Annotated in this window: 19 protein-coding genes; all 19 read left to right on the top strand. The window is 43.5% G+C overall.

What is annotated here, in order from left to right:
- Positions 1-53: 53 nt before the first annotated feature.
- A complete protein-coding gene (locus P0M11_RS06520) occupies positions 54-1,190 on the top strand; it encodes an RsmD family RNA methyltransferase (RefSeq protein ID WP_275624958.1) in 1,137 nt (378 codons plus the stop codon).
- Between the two features lie 65 nt (positions 1,191-1,255).
- Positions 1,256-1,504, top strand: a complete 249-nt coding sequence (locus P0M11_RS06515) for a hypothetical protein (protein WP_275624957.1) — start codon at positions 1,256-1,258, stop codon at positions 1,502-1,504.
- A 351-nt stretch (positions 1,505-1,855) separates the two neighbouring features.
- Positions 1,856-3,238 (top strand): dipeptidase, encoded by a 1,383-nt coding sequence (locus P0M11_RS06510; protein WP_275624956.1) that lies wholly within the window; start codon positions 1,856-1,858, stop codon positions 3,236-3,238.
- A 130-nt stretch (positions 3,239-3,368) separates the two neighbouring features.
- Complete coding sequence (locus tag P0M11_RS06505) at positions 3,369-4,289, top strand: choice-of-anchor J domain-containing protein (protein ID WP_275624955.1); 921 nt, start codon at positions 3,369-3,371, stop codon at positions 4,287-4,289.
- 196 nt (positions 4,290-4,485) lie between these two features.
- Positions 4,486-5,541 (top strand): T9SS type A sorting domain-containing protein, encoded by a 1,056-nt coding sequence (locus P0M11_RS06500; RefSeq protein ID WP_275624954.1) that lies wholly within the window; start codon positions 4,486-4,488, stop codon positions 5,539-5,541.
- A 135-nt stretch (positions 5,542-5,676) separates the two neighbouring features.
- Positions 5,677-6,657 carry a T9SS type A sorting domain-containing protein gene (locus P0M11_RS06495; RefSeq protein WP_275624953.1) on the top strand — a complete coding sequence of 327 codons (981 nt, stop codon included), beginning with the start codon at positions 5,677-5,679 and terminating at the stop codon, positions 6,655-6,657.
- A 183-nt stretch (positions 6,658-6,840) separates the two neighbouring features.
- Complete coding sequence (locus P0M11_RS06490) at positions 6,841-7,548, top strand: SDR family oxidoreductase (protein ID WP_275624952.1); 708 nt, start codon at positions 6,841-6,843, stop codon at positions 7,546-7,548.
- 122 nt (positions 7,549-7,670) lie between these two features.
- Entirely contained in the window at positions 7,671-8,417 is a 747-nt protein-coding gene (locus tag P0M11_RS06485) for an electron transfer flavoprotein subunit beta/FixA family protein (RefSeq protein ID WP_275624951.1), read from the top strand.
- 32 nt (positions 8,418-8,449) lie between these two features.
- A complete protein-coding gene (locus tag P0M11_RS06480) occupies positions 8,450-9,397 on the top strand; it encodes an electron transfer flavoprotein subunit alpha/FixB family protein (protein ID WP_275624950.1) in 948 nt (315 codons plus the stop codon).
- 107 nt (positions 9,398-9,504) lie between these two features.
- Complete coding sequence (locus P0M11_RS06475) at positions 9,505-10,101, top strand: bifunctional nuclease family protein (RefSeq protein ID WP_275624949.1); 597 nt, start codon at positions 9,505-9,507, stop codon at positions 10,099-10,101.
- A 13-nt stretch (positions 10,102-10,114) separates the two neighbouring features.
- Complete coding sequence (locus tag P0M11_RS06470) at positions 10,115-11,437, top strand: nucleoside permease (protein ID WP_275624948.1); 1,323 nt, start codon at positions 10,115-10,117, stop codon at positions 11,435-11,437.
- A gap of 21 nt (positions 11,438-11,458) precedes the next feature.
- Complete coding sequence (locus P0M11_RS06465) at positions 11,459-12,244, top strand: hypothetical protein (RefSeq protein ID WP_275624947.1); 786 nt, start codon at positions 11,459-11,461, stop codon at positions 12,242-12,244.
- A gap of 170 nt (positions 12,245-12,414) precedes the next feature.
- Complete coding sequence (locus P0M11_RS06460) at positions 12,415-13,500, top strand: hypothetical protein (protein WP_275624946.1); 1,086 nt, start codon at positions 12,415-12,417, stop codon at positions 13,498-13,500.
- Positions 13,501-13,621: 121 nt separating this feature from the next.
- Positions 13,622-14,803, top strand: coding sequence for an acetyl-CoA C-acyltransferase (locus tag P0M11_RS06455; protein ID WP_275624945.1), 1,182 nt, complete (start codon positions 13,622-13,624; stop codon positions 14,801-14,803).
- Between the two features lie 94 nt (positions 14,804-14,897).
- On the top strand, positions 14,898-16,388 hold the full coding sequence (locus P0M11_RS06450) for an MFS transporter (RefSeq protein WP_275624944.1): 1,491 nt from the start codon (positions 14,898-14,900) through the stop codon (positions 16,386-16,388).
- Between the two features lie 103 nt (positions 16,389-16,491).
- Positions 16,492-17,421, top strand: coding sequence for a mevalonate kinase (locus tag P0M11_RS06445; protein ID WP_275624943.1), 930 nt, complete (start codon positions 16,492-16,494; stop codon positions 17,419-17,421).
- A 47-nt stretch (positions 17,422-17,468) separates the two neighbouring features.
- Positions 17,469-18,362 carry a UbiA family prenyltransferase gene (locus tag P0M11_RS06440; RefSeq protein ID WP_275624942.1) on the top strand — a complete coding sequence of 298 codons (894 nt, stop codon included), beginning with the start codon at positions 17,469-17,471 and terminating at the stop codon, positions 18,360-18,362.
- Between the two features lie 54 nt (positions 18,363-18,416).
- Positions 18,417-19,586: a proline dehydrogenase family protein gene (locus P0M11_RS06435; protein WP_275624941.1), complete on the top strand. Its 1,170-nt coding sequence runs from the start codon at positions 18,417-18,419 to the stop codon at positions 19,584-19,586.
- Between the two features lie 144 nt (positions 19,587-19,730).
- Complete coding sequence (gene priA, locus P0M11_RS06430) at positions 19,731-22,181, top strand: primosomal protein N' (protein WP_275625330.1); 2,451 nt, start codon at positions 19,731-19,733, stop codon at positions 22,179-22,181.
- Positions 22,182-22,331 lie beyond the last annotated feature (150 nt).

The following is a 22,331-nucleotide window of genomic DNA, read 5'->3' as shown; positions in this document are numbered from 1 at the left end:
TCAGCCGGTATTCTGTTTTATAAGGTCACCCTTTTCTGTTGCCTTTATCGATCATGATTAGAAAAGAGATTCAGGATTACATCCGTACGAATATTGCCACCGATCTGCCCACTCTAGTTTTGCGCAGGAGCCCTTTCCCTGATTTCTCCATGCAGGAAATCGCTCAGCAGGTAAAAGGTCTCAAAGTGGCTTCAAAAAAATTTCCATTTCTGCTGAAAGAAGGAATACAGTTTCCGCCGGGAATCAACCTGGAGCAGGCCTCTTCCCAGTCTACGGGTCAGTTTAAAGCCCAGGACCTTAAGGGTGAAAAATTTCTCGACCTTACCTGTGGTTTCGGTATCGATGCCTGGTTTATGTCGGAGAATTTCATTGAGATTACACTTATTGAACAAAATCCGGAACTGATTGAAATAGTGAAGCATAACTGGGAGCTGCTGGGTCGTAAGGCAAATTTCGTTAATGATTCGCTGGAATCATTTCTGAAGCGAAACCGTGAGAGATTTGATCTGGTTTATCTGGATCCGGCGCGGAGGGACCAAAATAAGAACAAAAAATTCCTGCTGGAAGACCTTTCGCCCAACCTGTTGGAGATTCAGGAAGATTTGTTCAGGATTTCGGATCATATCATCATTAAACTTTCACCGCTCATTGATATATCCTATTTGTTGGATGCTGTCCGGAACATCAGTAAAATACAGATTATAGCAGTACGCAACGAAGTCAGGGAATTGGTGCTTCATCTTCATCCGGATACCGTAGCAGTTCCGGTTATTGAAGCTATCAACCTGGAAACCGCCGAACCTGCATTTGAATTTTTGGTAGGTGAAGAAGCTGAATGCACACCGGAGTATGCCGAACCCGAACAGTTTCTGTATCTGCCCGGCACAGCCGTCCTGAAGAGCGGCGCTTTCAACCTTCTAGCTTCAAGATTTGGATTGAAAAAACTGCATCCGAATACCCATTTGTACACCTCCGAAAACAAAGTTGAAAACTTCCCGGGCAGGGTACTGCAGGTGGAACCTCTGGAGCCAAAGTCTATTATGAAGGGTGAAAAATTTAATATCGTTTCCAGGAATCATCCTTTGACTCCGGACCAAATCAGAAAAAAGTACAGGATTTCCGACGGTGGCAGCCGGTATCTGATATTTACGCAGTCCGTTAAAGGTAAAATAATGTTGAAATCGGTTTAAAAGTTTGGTTAAAGGAGTCAAAATTTCTTATTTTTGGTGCCAATAATCCAGGAAGAATTATAATTATGAAAAAATTGGTATTGGTATTGTTTTTTGCAGGCTTGGCTATGAGCTGTAAAGAGGTACAGGCAGGTGGAAATCAGGGCGTTTTGAGATTGGAAAAGGGCGCCGACCGTTATGATTCTCACGAAAACAGAGCACCGCTGCCCGAGACAGCAGTTGCAGCGCCTGTTGCCACGGATACCCTGGCTACTGCACCGGAATCCGGAATCATAGGCGACTCTGCAAATGTGCAGACAGGCCAGACCCGTTAATCCGCAGACTGCACTCAACAGAAAAAGACCAATGCCTTGCCTACGCGGGGCATTTTTTTTATTTTTACAGAGCAGGAAGCAGGAACAAGAACAAAGATAAATGAACAAAGAATAAAGAACAAAGATGCAGGATGCAACGAAACAACAAGCAACAGTGTCGAACCTCGAACCCTAAGCTCTGGATCGCGAACCCCGCATCACGAACCACCAATCACCAATCACCAATCACCAACCACCAATCTCCAACCTAAGTTTAACCATCTAAGCTCTTAACAATTTAGCAATTTAACGGTTTTACGACTTTACACCTCAACACCTCAACACCTCAACAACCCAACAACTCAAAGAAACATGCAAGAAACACTCAACTACATTAACGAAAACAAAGAACGCTATCTGGACGAACTTTTTGAACTGCTTAAAATTGCCTCTATATCCGCAGATTCTGCTTATAAGGATGAAGTCCTGAAATGTGCTGAAGTTTGTGCCGATCACCTTAGAAACGCCGGTGCAGATGAAGTGCAGATTTGCGAGACCAAAGGCTATCCTGTCGTTTATGGTGAAAAGATGGTGGGTGAGGGCTTGCCAACGGTTTTGGTATATGGACATTATGATGTACAGCCACCGGATCCGCTCGAACTTTGGACTAAACCGCCGTTTGAACCTTATGTAAAGAAAACAGACTTACATCCTGAGGGCGCCGTTTTCGCGCGCGGAGCAGCAGATGACAAGGGCCAGTTCTTCATGCACATCAAGGCTTTTGAAGCCATGATGAAAACCAATACCTTACCCTGCAACGTGAAATTCATCATTGAAGGTGAGGAGGAAGTAGGTTCCAAAAGCCTGGGCGATTTTGTAAATGAATATAAAGAAAAACTTTCCTGCGACTGCATCCTGATTTCTGATACCAGCCTGTACTCCACCGAGCAGCCTACGGTGACTACCGGTTTGCGCGGCCTGAGCTATGTGGAAGTAGAGGTGGAAGGACCGAATAGAGATCTTCATTCCGGACTTTATGGTGGTGCCGTACCTAACCCAATCCATGTGCTGAGCCGTATGATTGCCGGTTTGATAGATGAGAACGGTCACATCACCATTGACGGTTTTTATGATAATGTGGAGGAGGTGTCCGCAGAGGAGCGTGCGCTGATGAACAAACTGAAGGACGATCAGGAAGCTTTTAAATCCTCAATCGGACTTAGCGGAGTAGAAGGTGAGAAGGGTTTCACCACGCTGGAGCGTACTTCCATCCGTCCTACTTTGGACTGCAACGGTATTTGGGGAGGTTATATTGGTGAGGGAGCCAAGACCGTGATTCCGTCCAAGGCATTTGCTAAAATTTCGATGCGTTTGGTTCCTTACCAGACTCCGGAGGAGATCACCGGGAAGTTTACAAAGTATTTTGAAAAGATTGCTCCCGCCAATGTAAAGGTGAAAGTGAACCCACATCACGGAGGTATGCCGTATGTTTTACCGAGCGATACAAAAGAATTTGCCGCTGCCAAAGAAGCCATGGAGACTGCGTTCGGAACAGAGGTGCTGCCCTTCCGCAGTGGAGGAAGTATCCCGATTACGGCCATGTTTGAAGAAGTCCTTGGGGCTAAATCTGTACTGATGGGCTTTGGTCTGGCCTCCGACGCGATTCACTCGCCTAACGAACATTATGGACTTTATAATTTTTACAAAGGCATAGAAAGTATCCCGCTGTTCTTTCAGAACTATGCGAAAGGATAATTACCTGGAATTCTTATAATTACGCCGGCAAAATCTGCCGGCTTTTTATTTTTAGTAAAATAAATGGGTTATAAGATTTTGCCGATCTCATAATATTTAGTAGTTTTAGCTTAAATAAAATATAAAAATTATGAGAAAAATTTTACTTTCCGCCTTTTTAGCGGCGTTTTCATTTGCAAGTGCACAAACTACTGTGTACACTTATGGTTTCGATACTGATTTTGGAACAGACTGGACCAGGACCAACCAAAGTACAGCGCCTCCTGCCACACCTACATTGTGGAGCAAGGCCACGTATACCACGGCAAGTACCGTGACCAATTCAATTTTTGGCAGTGGTATCGGAGGGGTTCCTTCCGGACAGGCAGGGGGTCAGAATTCTTTTGCATTGGTAAATTATACGAGTACCAATACCGGAACCATAAGTAACTGGCTTATTTCTCCGACTGTAAATGTACAGGATGGTGACGTGGTAACTTTTTACACCCGAAAAGGAACTGATGGGACAGTAGACTATGCTGACAGGCTGGAAGTTCGCTACAGTTCAGCAGCTACTACAGTAGTGCCAGGTACGGGTCCAACCGATGTGGGTAGCTTCACTAACCTGGGAGTTTCTGTAAATCCAAATCAGGCGGTAGGTTTTGTGTACCCCCAAACCTGGACTCAATATACTTTTAATATTACAGGAGTTGGCTCAACACCGGTGCCTGTGAAATTTGCCTTTAGATATTTTGTAACCAATGCGGGTCCTTCAGGTTCCAATTCAGATATAATTGGTATAGACAGTTTCCTTATTTCGCGATCTTCAATGGCCACAGGTGAGGTTGCAGCTAAGAAATTCTCAATTTCTCCTAATCCGGCAACTGATTTTATTCACGTGAAGAATACCGACAAACTGAAATCCATTACAGTTTATGATATGAGCGGCAGAAAGGTTCCTGCAACATTAAATGGAGAGTTAGTTGACGTAAGAGGTTTAGCTAACGGCACGTATCTAATTGATATAGAAACGGATAACGGAAAAGTGTCTCAGAAATTTATTAAGAAATAATAGAAATCGAAACCGGCCGTGGCCGGTTTTTTTTAATTCTAAATGTTTAGATCACATATAAGCTACAAACTGTAAAGGTACAGGATTTCGGATCGTATAGGATCTTGGCCACGCATGTGAAGATATATATAAAAAAAAATTGGCATACGTCTAATATTGTATTAAATTAGCCGGAAATTAAAGAAATTAAAAAAATATGAAAAAAGTTTTATCCTCTCTGTTGCTTACTTCTGCAACAATGATGATGTTTGGACAGGTGATCCTCAACGAAAATTTTAACGCTTTAACAACGGGCAATCTGGGAACCAATGTAGCCGGTACAGCTGCCGGGCAAAATGGATGGCTTACTTTAGGAGGCGCGAATGCGGATTATCAGGTAGCTACGATTGATGCCCCGCATGGAAAATCTCTGCAAATTACCGGCTACAACAGTTATAATGCAACAACTACCGCATTGAACGGACGGATCGCTGCGCAGTTGTCTACTGTGACAGCGGCAACAGGCAATAATATCCTACAGGTCAAGTATGAACTGTACACTGGCAATTCTACCGGAGCTGGAACGGCGCAAATGAGGGTTTGGGGTATGCAAGGTGCAACTTCCCAAACCATTGGAGGATTTGCTTATAATTTTGCTACTAAAACTTTAACAGGTCTTGCGACTGCAAATAACTTGGTGCCGCCTGTCCTTCCTACTGACACGCCACTTGGTCCTGTTACTTATTCTTTCAATTTAGTTGCTGCACCAGGTCTTGTGCTCGCGGCAAACACATGGTACACTCTGATTTATGAATACAACGTTACTACAGGTGTTTCCACATGGAGACATCCGGCAGGCGCAGGTTCTACATCAAGTACCAGCACAAGTTATTCATTGATCACAGGAATGACCGCAGAAGATATTTATTTCTACAATAACTCCTCGGCAACAAACACGGTAAGTAATGTTATTGGTGTGGATAATATCATTGCGCAGTTTGGTAATGCAGCATCACTTTCAACGAACGATGTGGTGAGCACCGTAGAGGTGAACGGCAGTATTTCAATCTATCCAAACCCAACTTCCGACATCCTGAACGTGAAAGCCGACTCCAAAATCAATGCGGTATCTGTGGTAGATATGTCTGGTAGAAGCATCAAGGTAAATGTTGATGGCGACAAAGTAGATGTAAGCACGCTTCCGGCAGGAACGTACTTAATCAATATTGAGACTAAAGACGGGATTTCTACAGAGAAATTCATAAAGAAATAGTCCTGTTTAATACAATGCGAAACGCCTCTTTTTGGGGGCGTTTCGCGTTTTAATATGAAATAAGTTGATGTAATATAAAAAATATGACTTTGTTTATTTTTTCATAATTTTACGTAACCTATAAATTTATATAAGATGAAAAAAATTCTATTTTCTGCTGCTTTGATGGTGATATCCACTGTGGCACATTCGCAAACTTTAATGACCGAAAATTTCGAGACCCTTACTGTGGGTAATGTTACAGCAGATGCAACGGGTGTGACCCCTGGTCAGGGTGGTTGGCTCACTTCAGGATCAGCTGTGACAGATTTCCAAATAGTAAATTCCGGAACAGATAAGGATCTTAAAATTACAGGTGCGGTGGGCGATGTAAGTTCATCACGCTACATGTGGAAAGATGGCCTGGCCGCTTTATGGGCAACAAGAACACCGGGAAACAATACCATTCAGATTGAATATGATTTTTATACCGGCCCCGTGTCCACGAGTAAAAACACGGTAGGAATGGAGTTGTACAATACCAATTATGCGAAGTATCTCGGTGGGTTCAGGATGCAGGCCGATACTAAAGTATTAAATGGGATATACACCACCGCTGCAGGTACAAATCCATCGCTGGTTACCCTTGGCGCCACACCTATTGTTTTGCCTCCCAATCAGTGGGTACGCGTCGGTTGGGCGTACAATGCAACTACAGGTCTGATCACTTTTAAAGGTCCCGGCTTTGAGGGTACAATTACGGGAGCAATTACTGATATTTACGAACTTGATTTTACGATGGAAAATGCAGTTACTACAGGTAATACGGCAAGTTTTGAAGGGATGTTTGACAATCTAACGGTACGGGCAGTTCCAACAGTAAACCTACTGGGCACCAATGAGGCGGTCTTGGCCAAATTGGGTATTTCAGTATATCCTGTACCCACAAGCGATTTCCTTAAAGTAGATTCTAAAGTAAAAATTCTAAGCACTTACATTTACGACCATTCGGGTGTCAGGATGGATGCAAAATTGGTGGATGGCAAAATTGATGTAAGAAGTCTGCCGGTTGGGAGCTACATCCTCGGTTTAAAGACTGAAGAGGGCATGGTGAGCAAAAAGTTTATCAAAAAATAAGGTGAAAACTTAATGGCTTGGGTTCCGCACTTCTGTGCGGAATTTTTTTTGTTTATTGATCTTCACTTTAGTGGAATCGCAGCATTTTTTAAACTCATCCTCGCTATGGCTGGTAATAAATCTCTTGAAATTGCTCCTATCCAGCGCCTTTTTGCTATCTTTAGGCCACTAAAATTCTAAAGTATGTTTAAAGATAAAGTAGCTTATATAACGGGCGGAACCAAAGGTATTGGTTTCGGTATCGCCGAAGTTTTAATAAAAAACGGAATCAAAGTAGCGGTTTCCGGCAGAAAACAGGAAGATGCTGAAGAGGCAGCGAAAATCCTTTCTGATGACGGAACAAAGGCATTCGGTATTGCATCGGATGTCCGCAATTTTGAAGATGAGAAAAATGCGGTGGCCGAAATCATCAATAAATTCGGCAGACTGGATTATGTTATTGCCAATGCGGGTCTGGGAGTATTTAAACCGATAGACCAAATGGAACTGGAAGACTGGAACAGCATGATAGAAACCAACCTGACCGGTATTTTCCACACTCTGAAAGCTTCAGTAGAAGAACTCAAGAAAACCGAAGGTTATTATATTACCATCTCAAGTTTGGCCGGAACCAACTTCTTTGAAAATGGTGCGGGTTACAATGCATCCAAGTTTGGCGCGGTAGGTTTTACACAGGCCGCCATGATCGACCTGCGTAAATACAATATTAAAGTGTCCACCATTATGCCGGGATCAGTATCCACCAACTTTAACGGTAATGAACCTTCCGAAAAGGATGCCTGGAAAATTCAGCCTGAAGATTTGGGTGAACTAATAATGGATATCCTCAAGATGAATCCGCGTACCTTGCCGAGTAAGATTGAGATTAGGCCCTCTAAACCAAACACTTAATTATGCAGTAAATATTATTCAGCATAGTGCTATGCATGCATAATATTTATTTTTTTTATCTTAGCCAAAATAAACTTCATAACCAGAGCCCTCAGGTTCTAAATCCATAAATAACTTTCAACATGAAAATATTAGTGTGTATCAGTAGTGTTCCGGATACTACTTCCAAAATTAATTTTACAGCAGACAAGTCCGCGCTGGACAAAAACGGGATCCAGTGGGTAATCAATCCTCTGGACGAGTTTGCATTAACCAAGGCGGTGAAGCTGCAGGAATCGCAGGGTGCTACGGTAACGGTACTTAATGTAGGTGATGCCGGCACTGAGCCTGTAATCCGCAAAGCGCTTGCTATTGGTGCAAACGATGCGGTAAGGATCAACGCTGAGCCAAAGGACAGTTTTTCGGTAGCGAAGGAAATAGCTGCTGTTGCTGAAGCGGGTGGTTACGACCTTATCCTTTGCGGAAGGGAATCCATTGATTATAATGGTGGCGCAGTTCCCGGAATGGTGGCGCAGCTGCTTAACAAGCCGTTTGTTAACGCATGCGTTGGTCTGGAAGTGAACGGTGCTGAAGCTCAGGCGGTTCGCGAAATTGAAGGTGGAAAAGAAACCATTTCTGTAAAGTTACCTGCGGTGATTGCCGGTCAGAAAGGTATGGTAGACGAGAAAGAGCTTATTATACCAAACATGAGAGGTATTATGTCGGCAAGGACAAAACCTTTAAACGTACAAGAAGGTACTTCTGCTCAGGTAAAAGTACAGGGTGTTTCTTACGATTCCGTACCGCCAAGAGCTGCGGTAAAAATGGTATCACCGGATAATATTGACGAACTTGTAAGACTGCTGCACGAAGAGGCAAAAGTGATCTAATTCAGAAAAATTAATTTTTAAAAAGATTTAAAATGGCAATATTCGTATATGCAGAAAATATAAACGGAGTTTATAAAAAAGCCGCTTTTGAAGCTGTTTCCTACGCTAAAGCTGTCGCTGACCAAATGGGTGATACAGTGACCGCGGTTTCCGTGAACCCGACTGACGCATCAGATTCATTATATAAATATGGTGCAGATAAAGTCATCAACATAAAAGATGACGGACTTAAGAATTTCAGTGCGCGTGCTTATGCCGAGGCAATGAACGCAGTAGCAGACGGAAATGTGATTGTATTTCCGCACACTACAGATGCTTCTTCGGTAGCACCCATGCTGGCGGTGATGAAAGATTTCTCGCTTATTACCAATGTACTTGAGGCTCCGGAAAGCACATCTCCGTTTCAGGTGAAAAGAAAAGCTTTTTCCGGAAAGGGTTACATGCATGCAAAGGCTGAGGGGCAGGGTGTGATCATCACTGTTTCCCAGAATGCTTTCGGTGTGAAGGAAAATGCTGTGGCAGGAAACGAGGAAGTAAAAGACCTGACGATTGCAAACGAAGATACTAAGGTTCTGTCGCACGAACAGAGCTCCGGTAAACTGGACCTAAAAGAAGCTGAAGTTGTAGTGTCAGCAGGCCGCGGAATGAAAGGTCCGGAAAACTGGGGAATGATTGAGGATCTGGCGAACACTTTGGGTGCCGCTACAGCCTGCTCCAAGCCAGTGTCAGATATAGGCTGGAGACCTCACTCCGAGCACGTGGGGCAAACCGGTAAGGCAATTGCGCCTAACCTGTATATCGCAGTAGGAATTTCAGGAGCTATACAGCATCTTGCTGGGGTAAACTCTTCCAAGACGATTGTTGTGATTAATAGTGATGCAGAAGCGCCTTTCTTCAAATCGGCAGACTATGGAGTAGTGGGCGATGCTTTCCAGATCATTCCTGCGCTTACAGAGAAAATTAAAGCATTGAAAGGGTAGATTAAACCCTTCTTACAGACAGAGTCCGGCTGAGTCCGGACTTTTTTATTTGTTGGCCTGAAACCAAAGTTTCAGAATGAATACTAAATTTAATTATATTTGTGCTTATGGATTTAAAGCAACTCGTCATACGCGGAATTTCATACAGCCAGACCCAGTCCGGCGCCTATGCGCTGCTGCTGGAGCATGAAGAAACCAATGTGAAACTTCCCGTGGTGATTGGAAATTTTGAGGCACAGTCCATCTCTTTGGGTCTTGAGAAGGACATTCATCCGCCCCGACCTTTAACGCATGACCTGTTCGCCAAGTTTATAACAGACACAAAGCATTCTATTGCTTCCGTCATCATCTATCAGATTGTAGACGGTGTTTTCTTTTCAAATATAAATCTTCTGAATGAAGAAACGGGGCAGGCCGTGGTCCTGGATGCCCGAACTTCAGATGCCGTAGCTATGGCCGTACGTTTTGATGCGCCTATATTTACAACTGAAGAGGTTCTTAGTGAAGCCGGAATCCTGCTTGAAATAGAAGAAAAGCAGTCCGAAGATCCCGAATTCAGTGATTTGGTGGCCGATCAGTCGCTGACCTCACTCTCTATGGATGACCTTCAGAAACTGCTGGAAGATGCGGTGAAGGATGAGGATTTTGATACCGCCATGGAAATTCAGGAGGAGATCAAGAGAAGGAAAAAGAAAATTGAATAATCATACTGACTTTATGAATTTAAAATTAAGACTCACCGTCCTGAGTTTTCTGCAGTTTTTTGTGTGGGGAGCATGGCTTACAACATTAGGTACCTACGGATTTTCATATAAACAGTGGAGTGGTGCCGAGTTTGGCGCTGTATTTTCTACCCTCGGGATAGCGTCCATATTTATGCCCGCACTGATGGGGATTGTAGCAGATAAATGGATCAATGCCGAAAAACTGTACGGAACGCTCCATATTCTGTATGGACTCACGCTGTTTCTTTTGGCGCTGACCGATGATCCCACAACTTTTTTCTGGATCCTGCTGGTGGGTATGTGTTTCTACATGCCTACTTTATCACTGTCCAATTCAATATCCTATAAATTACTGAAGGACAGTCATTATGATGTTGTAAAGGTGTTTCCGCCCATCCGCGTGTGGGGAACTATAGGGTTTATTGCGGCCATGTGGTGTACCAATATTTTCAGTGACGAGCAGTCCTTCTCCGCATTCGGAATTGGCGTGGGTCAGAAGGTAGCAAACATGATTGGTAACTCACTCAATGCGAATCAGTTTTATTTTGCCGGTATATTTGCGGTCGTTTTAGGGATCTTTTCCTTCTTTCTTCCAAAATGCCCACCGCCAAGGCTAATCAGTAATAATGCTACCGTTGCCCAGAAATTAGGACTGGATGCCTTTAAGCTTTTCAAGGAAAAAAAGATGGCGCTGTTTTTTGTGTTTTCAATGTTCCTGGGCGCGGCGCTGCAGCTTACAAATATGTATGGCGACACCTTCCTGAAGGATTTTGGCTCAGTGGAGGTGTATAAAGACTCGGCTGTAGTACAGTATTCCACCATGATCATTTCCATCTCGCAGATTTCAGAAACCCTTTTCATCCTGGCCATTCCTTTTTTCCTTTATAAATTCGGTATTAAGAAAGTTATGCTGATCTCCATGGTCGCCTGGGTGCTGCGTTTTGGTTTCTTCTCTTTTGGGGAACCGGAAGGTTTTGGGCTGTTGCTGATCATCCTCTCTAATATCATATACGGGATGGCTTTTGATTTCTTTAATATTTCCGGGTCTCTTTTTGTGGAATCCAACACAGACAGTAAAATCCGCTCTTCAGCGCAGGGACTTTTTATGATGATGACAAATGGTTTTGGTGCGATCCTGGGCAGTGCGGTGAGCGGCTGGCTGATTACCTCCTTTTTTACCACCGACGGTGGCGGGAAGATGTGGCATGAAATCTGGCTCGTATTCGCACTTTATTCACTTGTTGTGGCCATTCTGTTTGCCATTCTGTTCAAACATAAACACAATCCCGCTGCCATTGGTGCAGTGAAACACTAGTTTAAAAAAAACACATAAATCATGATGAAATTAAAACTGACAGCACTTACGCTTATGCTTGTTTCCGGTCTGTCCTTCGCCCAAAAAGTGAAATACAGTAAGGAAGAAATGAAGGAGATGGACAACTACATGTTCGGGGAAATGTTCACCGGATTCTCGCCAAAAAAGGAAACACGGATCATTTTAAAAGATGCCGGGAATGTAAAGGGCAACGCCCGCGATATGGACCGCAAAAAAGGCCAGATCTATTCCGTAAAGATCAGAAATACTGCTACCGGTAAAGATGAAACTTATAAGGCAGAGGATATTGCGGAGATGTACCTGCCTGTTTCCGGTTTTGAAAAAGGGATGCGTACAGCCAACTACTTCAACAAAATCAGTAACTGGAGCAGGAAAAGCCCTTCGAAAATAACAGAGAAAGATGAGGTTTATCTGCGTAACCAAACTGTTTCCCTGAAAAATAAAAAAGCTGAAAAGGAGTATCTGATGCAGCTTATCAACCCCGATTTCAGCAGCATTATTGAGGTTTATGCAGATCCTGTGGCCTCAGAAACAACAGGTGTAACCTTTGGAATGGGACCTTTAACCAGCCCTCAGGTAGGCGGCGGAGTAACCAAATCATTTTATGTGAGAAAAGGTGACCGTGTGATCTGGCTGAAGAAAGCGGATTTTGAAGAGCATTACAATTTCCTCTTTGGCGATAACAAAGAATTTATGGCAAAGTATCCTGCAGAATCCGTGAAGTGGGACTATTTCAGCTGGCTGGTATTCCAGTATACAAAAATGACCGAAGAAGCCAAAGGCTGAATCTCTTCCTGAAATTCTTTATTGAAAACACGCTTACACAGGTGTGTTTTTTCAATATAGAGTTAAGACAAATAATGTGCAGATAACTGATTGCCGGTGGATGAGTGTGTTTATATCCTTAAGCACAACTTTAAATAAGTAACATAAACTAAAAAACAATAATAACCACGATGAACACAAGAATTTTACTTTCGGGAATAGCGCTGTCAGTTTCTGCGGTGTTGTTTGCTCAGGAAACTCCAACGCTCGGTCAAAAGATGAAAGAGCATGCGGCTAATGTAGACAGTATAGTTGCAGCCGAAAAGATGAAAATGAATGCCGAGTTTAACAGTTTGGATTCAGAATATAAGGAAGGCAAAATTACTGCAGCTGAAAAGCAGAAAACCCGTAAGGAAATTGCGGAGCGCTATGAGCAGAGCCTTCGCGAAAAAGTGAATGCCGAAAGGGAAGCATTGGATGAGATTACTGACGATGTTTTGGCTTCTGCAATGCAAAATTCAGACACTGATCAAGAGTCCGAAACTTCAGAAGTTAGTGTGAGTGTAAAACATGCAACTAAAAAAAGTAAACATCCAAAAGATTTACTGAACAGTTCTGATCTGGCTGTAAGCATTGGTATGCCCACCTTAACCAACAGCGATGCCCCGTTTAATTTTTTTAATGATGAATCTGAGGTTCGCCTGGGACAGAGCATTTCCTGGAATTTTGTGCTGCGCCGTGAGAATCAGTTAGGAAATTATAAAAGCCCTGTGTTCATCAACTATGGTTTAGGTTTCAGGGAAGATATTTACGATCTGGGCCCCGATCGCGTGTTCGCACAGACCGAAGACTATCTTTACATCGCTCCATTTGAAGCTGGAAAAATAAAATACTCCAATTTAGCCGTTGATTATATTGAAGTTCCTGTGGGCGTCAACTTTGTATTAAATCCCAAGTACCTGGAGCACGAAGGTACAGAATATTTGGACGCAACAAAGAGCCAATTCCGTGTGGGTCTGGGCATCTACGGAGGAGTCAAAGTTGGCAACCGGATCAAATACCGGTATTCCTCCGATGTCAGTAACAAAATTGTGGTACAGGAAAGAGTGACTGACGGTGTGAGCCCATTTCTTTTCGGCGGTAAATTCAGTCTCGGTTACGGCGGTATTCATCTGTTCTTAAAGAAGGATTTTACGCCCATTTTTGAAAAAGACACACAGCTTAATAACAAATTCGGTCTTCAGGTTGGTGTGGAATTCGTGAATATCACACTTTAACCGGCCGTTTAAACTCATGAAAAACACACTCCGGACTAGTGTGTTTTTTTTCGTAATTTGCGGCTTCTTAAAATCAATAAAATGGCTGTCTTTACTGCCGTCAATCAAATAATTTAACAAAATGAAAGAAGTATTCATCGTATCTGCTGCAAGAACACCAATCGGAAGTTTTATGGGAAGCCTTTCCACGGTTCCGGCTCCAAAACTTGGTGCTGCAGCAATCAAAGGAGCATTGGATAAGATCGACCTGGATCCAAAGCAGGTTCAGGAAGTATATATGGGTAATGTGCTGCAGGCCGGCGAAGGTCAGGCACCTGCACGTCAGGCGGCTTTGGGGGCTGGACTTTCCAACGAAACCCCTTCAACAACCATCAATAAAGTTTGCGCTTCCGGTATGAAAGCTGTAATGATGGGTGCGCAGTCCATTAAGGCCGGCGATCAGGACATTATTGTTGCCGGTGGTATGGAGAATATGTCAGCAGTTCCTCATTATTTTAATGCCAGGAATGCAACTAAACTGGGCGATGTAAAGATGCAGGACGGTATGGTACTGGATGGGCTTACCGACGTGTACAACAAAGTACATATGGGTGTTTGTGCAGAAAAATGTGCTGCAGAACATCAGTTTTCGCGCGAAGATCAGGACAATTTCGCGGTTCAGTCCTACAAGCGTTCCGCACAGGCCTGGGCCGACGGCAAATTCAGTGATGAAGTGGTTCCTGTGGAGATCCCGCAAAGAAAAGGAGAGCCTGTTATCTTTGCTGAGGACGAAGAATATAAATCGGTAAATTTCGACCGAATCGCCACTTTGCCAACGGTTTTCCAGAAAGAGAACGGTACAGTAACAGCAGCTAATGCTTCAACACTAAATGATGGTGCTTCCGCACTTATCCTGATGTCCGGTGAGAAGATGAATGAGCTGGGGCTTAAGCCTCTGGCTAAAATCGTTTCTTACGCTGACGCTGCCCAAGAGCCTGAATGGTTTACCACTGCACCGGCAAAAGCCCTTCCCGTGGCCCTAAAGAAAGCAGGTCTGGAGGTATCGGATATTGATTTCTTCGAATTTAACGAGGCATTCTCCGTAGTTGGACTTGCCAACAATAAAATCCTGGGACTGGATGAAGCTAAGGTGAATGTAAACGGTGGTGCCGTATCTTTGGGTCACCCACTGGGAAGTTCAGGTTCCAGAATCATCGTGACACTTATTAATGTACTGAAGCAAAACGGTGGTAAATACGGTGCTGCAGCTATCTGTAACGGTGGCGGTGGAGCATCTGCTATCGTTATCGAAAACATGCAGTAAGAGGCACTTTAAATTTCATTAAACCATTAAGAAATACAGTTAATTTAAACCGTATTCTTAATGGTTTCTTTATTTTTGTTAATATTTCATCTCCATGCAGGAAACAAATCTGACCACGACCAAAAGGATCAAGAACAATCCGAAAATCATGAAAGCCTGGGCGGTTTATGACTGGGCTAATTCGGTTTATTCACTGGTAATTACTTCTACCATATTTCCCATCTATTATGCGATACTGACCACGATAACGGAAAAAAAGGTTTTTGTTGAAGAAACCGGTGAGTACATAATGGTCCCGGTTAGAAACCAGATTACTGTTTTCGGCGAAAGTTACCATCCCGACGCTGTTTATGGTTATTCCCTCACCATTTCCTTCTTTATTGTAGTATTGCTTTCACCCTTCCTGTCATCACTGGCTGATACGATTGGGAATAAAAAGTCCTTCCTGCAGTTCTTCTGCTACCTGGGTGCCACCTCATGTATGGGTTTGGCCATGTTCACCGGTATGAACAATGTCTTTTTGGGGCTTCTTTTCAGCATAACTGCCAGCGTGGGCTTTTGGGGCAGCTTGGTTTTTTACAATTCCTTCCTGCCGGATATTGCCACACGTGACAAACAGGATGCACTGTCGGCCCGCGGTTATGTTTACGGGTATATCGGATCCGTAGTTTTGGTCATTATCTGTCTTATATTGATTCAGGTGCTTGCTAAAGATGCGGAACAGGCAAAACTATATACGCGGATTTCATTCCTGCTGACAGGTGCCTGGTGGTTTGGTTTTGCACAGTATACCTTCCGCCATCTGCCGCAGTTTGGTTTGATTAAAGATCAGCTACCCAAGGATCTGGTGCTGCTGAACTATAAGAATATCTTCAAAAAACACGAAGAGCAGGGTGGATTTTTTGAGGTGCTGAAAGACAATATCAATTTTTATCTGGATGTTGCCAAAGAGAGTTTTAATGAGCTTTTTAAGGTGGGGCGTACTCTTTTTAAAGATGCCAACCTGAAATATTTCCTTTCCAGTTTTTTCTTTTACAGTGTGGGTATGCAGACCATCTTCCTCATGGCAACACTTTTCGGTAAAAGCGAAATCAACCTGGAACAGGGCAAGCTTATTGCCACGCTGCTCATTATTCAGATTGAAGCCATCATTGGTGCTGTTATATTCTCCAGGCTTTCACGCCGGATCGGAAACAAGAATGTAATCTCAATAGCTGTAATCCTCTGGATGGTGGCCTGCCTTTCTGCTTACTTCCTGAACAAGGAAAATCCATATGTAGAATATCAGTTCTACGGCGTTGCAGCAATTGTAGGTCTGGTAATGGGTGGTCTGCAGGCCATGTCACGCTCTACTTACTCCAAATTACTGCCGGAGGAGAGCAATGACAATACAACTTATTTCAGTTTTTATGATGTTTTGGAGAAACTGGCCATTATTTTGGGAACCTTCATTTTCGCTACGTTAATAGACAGGTTCGACAATATGCGTTATGCCGCGCTTTCAATGACCCTGTTTTTCGCCGTCGGACTTATTCTTATCAGATTTATGAAGATTCAGGTTAATACGGATAAGGATGTTTTATAGTTTACGGACTTATAATCTTATGGCTCGGCTTTTGCTAAATGGCTAACATATTATCGCCCGGCTTTTTGTATCTTTGCAGTTGGAAATGTGATCCTTAAATAATATGACGAATCCTTTATTTTACGCGAAAATCCTTCTCTTCGGTGAATACGGTATCATCGAGGATTCTCAGGGGCTTACAGTGCCTTACAGCTTTTATAAGGGTACCCTTAAGTTTTCAGCATTACCTACAGATTTTGAGAAAAAATCCAATGAACACCTTAGGCTTTATGCTTCTTATCTGAACACGGTTATACTGCCGGATGGATATCAGCTTGACCTTGAGGCATTTCAAAAAGACATTGACAACAACCTGTTCTTTGACAGTAATATACCGCAGGGATATGGTGTGGGAAGTTCCGGTGCCCTGGTTGCGGCAATTTTTGAAAGATATTCGCTTACAAAGTATCATCCGGACAGTATTTCCAAAGACCAGCTGAAAGACCTGAAAAAGGTTTTTGGTATCCTGGAAAGTTATTTCCACGGCACCAGCTCCGGTATCGATCCGCTGATCTGTTATATGAATCTGCCTATACTTATTGAGAACCGGGAGAGTGTAGACAAGGTTACCATTCCGGCCAGTACAGATGACAGAAAAGGCGCCATTTTCCTGATCGACAGCGGCATGGTAGGAGAGACCGGTCCTATGGTGCAGATTTTCTTTGAAAAAATGAAAACCGAAGGATTCCGTAAAACACTCCGCGAAGAGTTTATCCGCTATAACAATGCCTGTATTGATGCTTTCCTGAAAAAGGAAATGAATCCGTTCTTCAAAAACCTGAAGAAACTTTCAGTGTGGGCCTACGATCATTTTAAACCAATGATTCCTGAGAGTATTTATAATATCTGGAAGAAAGGTATAGACACCAACGCATACTATCTTAAACTGTGCGGCAGCGGCGGCGGCGGTTACATCCTTGGATTTACCAGGGATTACGAAGAAGCCGAAAAGATGCTGAGTGGCTTTAATAAAGAAGTGATTTACAGATTCTGATCATCAACCTGATTTTTTATGATTACCGGCTTGCCCTCTGACTGTTTATGAAAAAAAAACCTGTAATCTACAGAATTTCACAGCTGACGGGCTTCCTTCTGGGAGCGCGTTTTTTCATGACTGTCCTGCTGGCTTTTGCGCTGTATGTCTCCACATTTTTTCTGTTTAATCAGGAAGAAAGTCTGCGTGCCTTTGTTTTTGATTTTCGTGTGCACGCTATTATCTTCTGCAGTTTACTCAGCATTCTGGCAGGTGGCATCATCAATCAGTTTTATGACCGCGAGAAGGACCGCCTGGTGAAACCTTTCCGGAGCAGGCTGCAGGCTTTCCTGAAACAGAAGTATTTTCTGTATGCCTACCTGATCCTTAATACGCTGTCGCTGGGCATCGCACTGCTTATCTCAGCGCGGGTTGTAATCTTCTTCCTCATTTACCAGTTCCTGATGTGGCTGTACAGTCACCGCCTTAGCCGAATGCTTGTCATTAACAATGTCACATTCGTAGCGCTTACACTGTATCCTTTTTTTGGGATGCTGGTTTACTACCGTACTTTTTCCGTTCAGATTTTTATGATGGCGCTTTATCTGACGCTTATGTTGCTGCTTACGGACATCATAAAGGATACGCTCACAAAAAAAGCGGACCGGCTATTCGGATATATGACCATTCCCAACCATTTCAACGAAAAAACTACATCAGCAGTCATTTCCGTCCTCCTGGGATTCACCTTTGGTGTTTCACTGCTTATTACGGACTGGCTTGGGCTGGAGCGGGTTATGGGCTGGTATTTTCTCCTGGGCCTGATTGTATTGGCAGCAGTTTTTTTCCAAATGAAGCTCAAAAGAGACAGGTCCCGGTCCTATGCACTTAATATGCTGCGGATCTGGATTTTCGTGGGCATACTGGCTATGCTTGCAGACGGGATTATATTGAAGTATTAACCTTTTGTATACCGCAAACTATTGTTAAATTTGCGTAATAATTCCACCCATTTTATGTCCATCTTCAACGATACAAAGATTGCTTTTCAGGATAAATCCACCGACCAGCTCCGAAAAGCCTACTGGATGTTTAAAGCCATTGAGCATCCTACGCTTACAAGTTTAGGTATAAAAGCTCTCAACTTCACCATTCACAACAGATTTCCCCTTGTGGAAGGCATTGTACGTACCACTCTCTTCGAGCAGTTTGCCGGGGGCGAGACCCGCGAGAAAAGCCTGCAGGTTGTTGACAAGTTGTACAAACACCATATAGGAAGCATCTTCGATTATGCTATTGAAGGAAAAGAGGATGAAGCGACTTTTGATCTTACCTGTGAGGAGATTAAGCACAACATTAATTTTGCCGAAGGAAATCCGGCGATTCCTTTCGTGGTTTTTAAACCTACCGGATTTGGACGTCTGGGCATTTATCAGGAAATCCAGGCCGGAACGGAACTGACGACCAGTGAAAAGGAAGAGTGGGCACGCGTGGTTAAGCGTTATGAAAACGTTTGCCGCCTGGCGTATGAGAAAGATGTAGTCATCATGATTGATGCCGAGGAAACCTGGATACAGACCGCTGTGGATGATCTTGTTAATGATATGATGTCCAGGTTTAACCAGGAAAAAGCCATCGTCTGGAATACCATTCAGATGTACCGCACCGGACGGCTGGAATATCTGGCGCAGGACCTGAAACGGGCTACGGAAGGAAACTATTACCTGGGTTATAAATTTGTTCGCGGTGCCTATATGGAAAAGGAGAGAGCCCGCGCCGCAGAGATGAACTATCCGGATCCTATACAGCCTGACAAACAGTCTACCGATGATAATTTTAACGCTGCCATCGACTTTGTAATGAAGAACACCGACCGCGTTTCCGCCTTTTTCGGTACGCATAATGAAAAGTCTACGGAGCTGGTCATGGACAGAATGCGTGACCAGTCACTGCCAAATGATTACGGGAAAATTCACTTTGGCCAGCTGTACGGCATGAGTGATAATATTACTTATTATTTAGGCGAAAATAAGTACAACGCCACTAAATATCTGCCGTACGGACCCGTACGAGATGTCGTTCCTTACCTTACACGCCGGGCTCAGGAAAATACTTCGGTAGCAGGACAGACAGGCCGTGAGCTGGCACTTATCTCTAAAGAGCTGGAAAGAAGAAAAGGCAGTTAGATATAGCATCAACTTAAGTAATTTATAAAATTGAGCGGAGCAGGATCCGCTCTTTTTTATGCTCAAAAGCCGGTAAAACTTATATTAAATCCTTATTTTTGGATTTACTTTTCAGCAGTCACCACCAATTCCACAAGCACTACCTTGAAGTTTGCACAGATAATTCTTCCACTTAACCTGCAGGGAACGTTCACCTATAGCGTTCCGGTAGCCATCGGGGATCAACTTCGCCCCGGAATGCGCGTTTTAGTGCCGTTTGGCGGAAAAAAAATTTATACGGGTATCGTTTTCAGGATTCATGATGATGAAGTTCAGGACGCATTTGTACCCAAAGAAATCATCAGTATACTGGACGAATCTCCCATTTTACCACAGGAACAGATTGATTTCTGGGCCTGGATGTCCGATTATTATCTGTGTAATCTGGGTGAGATTTACAGGCTGGCTTTCCCCGGTTCGTTGAAGCTGGAAAGTGAAACCTATCTTAAAATGAAGCCTAATGTGGTTGTAGACTTCCAGAATCTAGATGTACACGAAATGTACCTGATTCAGGCCCTGGAGGTCAGACAGTTAATTAATCTTTCTGAGATTGAGGCGTTTATTCCTAAAAAGGAAATAATCAAGACCATTAATTCGCTGATAGACTTACAGTATATTGAGGTGGATGAGAAGATCACAGAAAAGTATAAGGCCAAAGAAGTAGCCTATGTGCGAATTAAGGATCCTGAAGCCGTCCGGAATCATCTGCCGGAAATCCTTCTCCAGCTGAAAAGGTCGCCCAAACAGCAGGAACTGTTTCTGATGATCCTCCAGATGCATACCGAAAACCCCGAAGCTCAGCTTCGTAAGTCCCATATTCTGGACGATGGTAATTTTGCGCATGCACAACTTAAATCCCTTCTCGAAAAGAACCTTGTTGAGGAATATTTTCTGCAGGTGGACCGCCTGGAATCATATGAAGGTGAAACGGAACAGCTGGAAGAGCTGAGCGGTGAGCAGATGCGCGCCCGTAAGGAAATAGCTGAAGCGTTTGAGGAAGGTAAGAATGTGCTGTTGCATGGCGTAACGTCATCCGGCAAGACCCATCTCTATCTTGAGAATATCGAGGAGACTGTTTTGGCCGGTCTGAATGTTCTTTTGCTGCTTCCGGAAATTGCGCTGACCAAACAAACCGCAATGCGTCTGGAAAAGAAATACGGGCAGGCATTAGGCTTTTACCATCAGAAACTCTCTGATTTTGAGAGGGTAGAAGTGTGGCGCCGTATCCGAACCAACGAAATCAGGGTTCTGGTGGGTACCCGCAACGCGCTTTTTCTACCGTTCCGCAATCTTGGACTGATTGTAGTTGATGAAGAGCATGATACCGCCTACCGTCCCCGTGAGGTGGCCCCTTATTTCAATGCCCGGGATGCCAGTCTTATACTGGCCGAGCTTTATGGCGGACGGGTAATTCTGGGATCGGCCACTCCATCGGTAGAGAGTTACTGGCTGGCCCAAAACGACAGGCTTAAGCTGGTCACGTTAAGCGAAAGATTCGGCAAGGTGAATCTGCCTCAGTTTGAAATTATAGATTTTAAAGAGGCACAGCAGAGCAAAAAGGTTAGTGGCAACTTTTCCCAGCAGGTACTCGATGAGATTACTGAAAATCTTCAGCATAAAAATCAGGTGATGGTTCTGCACAACCGTCGCGGCTATGCAAACGTGGTGGAATGTGAGACTTGCGGTCATGTTTCCTATTGCAGCAACTGCGATGTGATTATGACTTATCATAAATATGCCAATGAGCTTAAATGTCATTATTGCGGAAATAAATCTTCCAAACCAAGCAAGTGCCCGAAATGCAACGCGGAAAATCTGAATACCCGCGGTGTCGGGGTGGAGCAGATCCATGAGGAAGTTTCACGGCTTTTCCCTGATGCGGAAGTTGAACGCATGGATGTGGATTCTATGCGCCGGAAATTTGCCTATGAGAAACTCTACGAAAAGATTGAAAGTGGCGAAACGGACATCATTGTAGGCACCCAGATGATTTCCAAAGGATTGGATTTTGACCATATAGAATTGGTAACTATCCCGCGTGCGGACCATATGCTGTATGTGCAGGACTTCCGTGCAGAAGAAAGAGCCTACCAGCTCATTACTCAGGTTTCCGGACGCGCGGGACGTGTATCCGGTAGGGGAAGAATACTGATTCAGACCTATAATCCACAGCATTTCATATTTCAGTTGATCCGTGAAAATGATCCGCGTGAAATCTACACCTACTTACTGGAGGAAAGGAAAAAATTCAATTATCCGCCTTTTACCAAAACCATCCTTATTGAACTTAAGCACCGTAACGAAGGCAAGACAGACCGGTCATCACAGTTTCTGGGTTCCATTCTGCGTAAATATTTACCGGCAGAATGTGTTCTGGGACCCGAGAAATCGCCGCTGGCCAAAATCAACCTGATGTATCAGTACCAGATTTTAATTAAATTACCCCGTGGAAAATCTTATAAGATTTTTAAAAATTATATAAGGGAAAGTATCGCTGAATTTGAGGAAATCGCGGCTTACCGAAGTGTAAAACGTCACATTTATGTTGATTATTAACATTTTTTAACAGCATTTTTAGTCTTTTAGGTTTTTTAAATGATTGATATTCAATATTATTTAATACTTTTGGCGCATTGATCAGCTGATTTAGAAACTTCGCAGAAGTTCTTTAACCATAAGATAAAGCATTAATCAAAAATAAAGTGA

It is taken from the genome of Kaistella sp. PBT33-4 (assembly GCF_029194425.1).
GTDB lineage: Bacteria > Bacteroidota > Bacteroidia > Flavobacteriales > Weeksellaceae > Marnyiella.
This window is presented reverse-complemented; position numbering and strand designations above follow the sequence as displayed.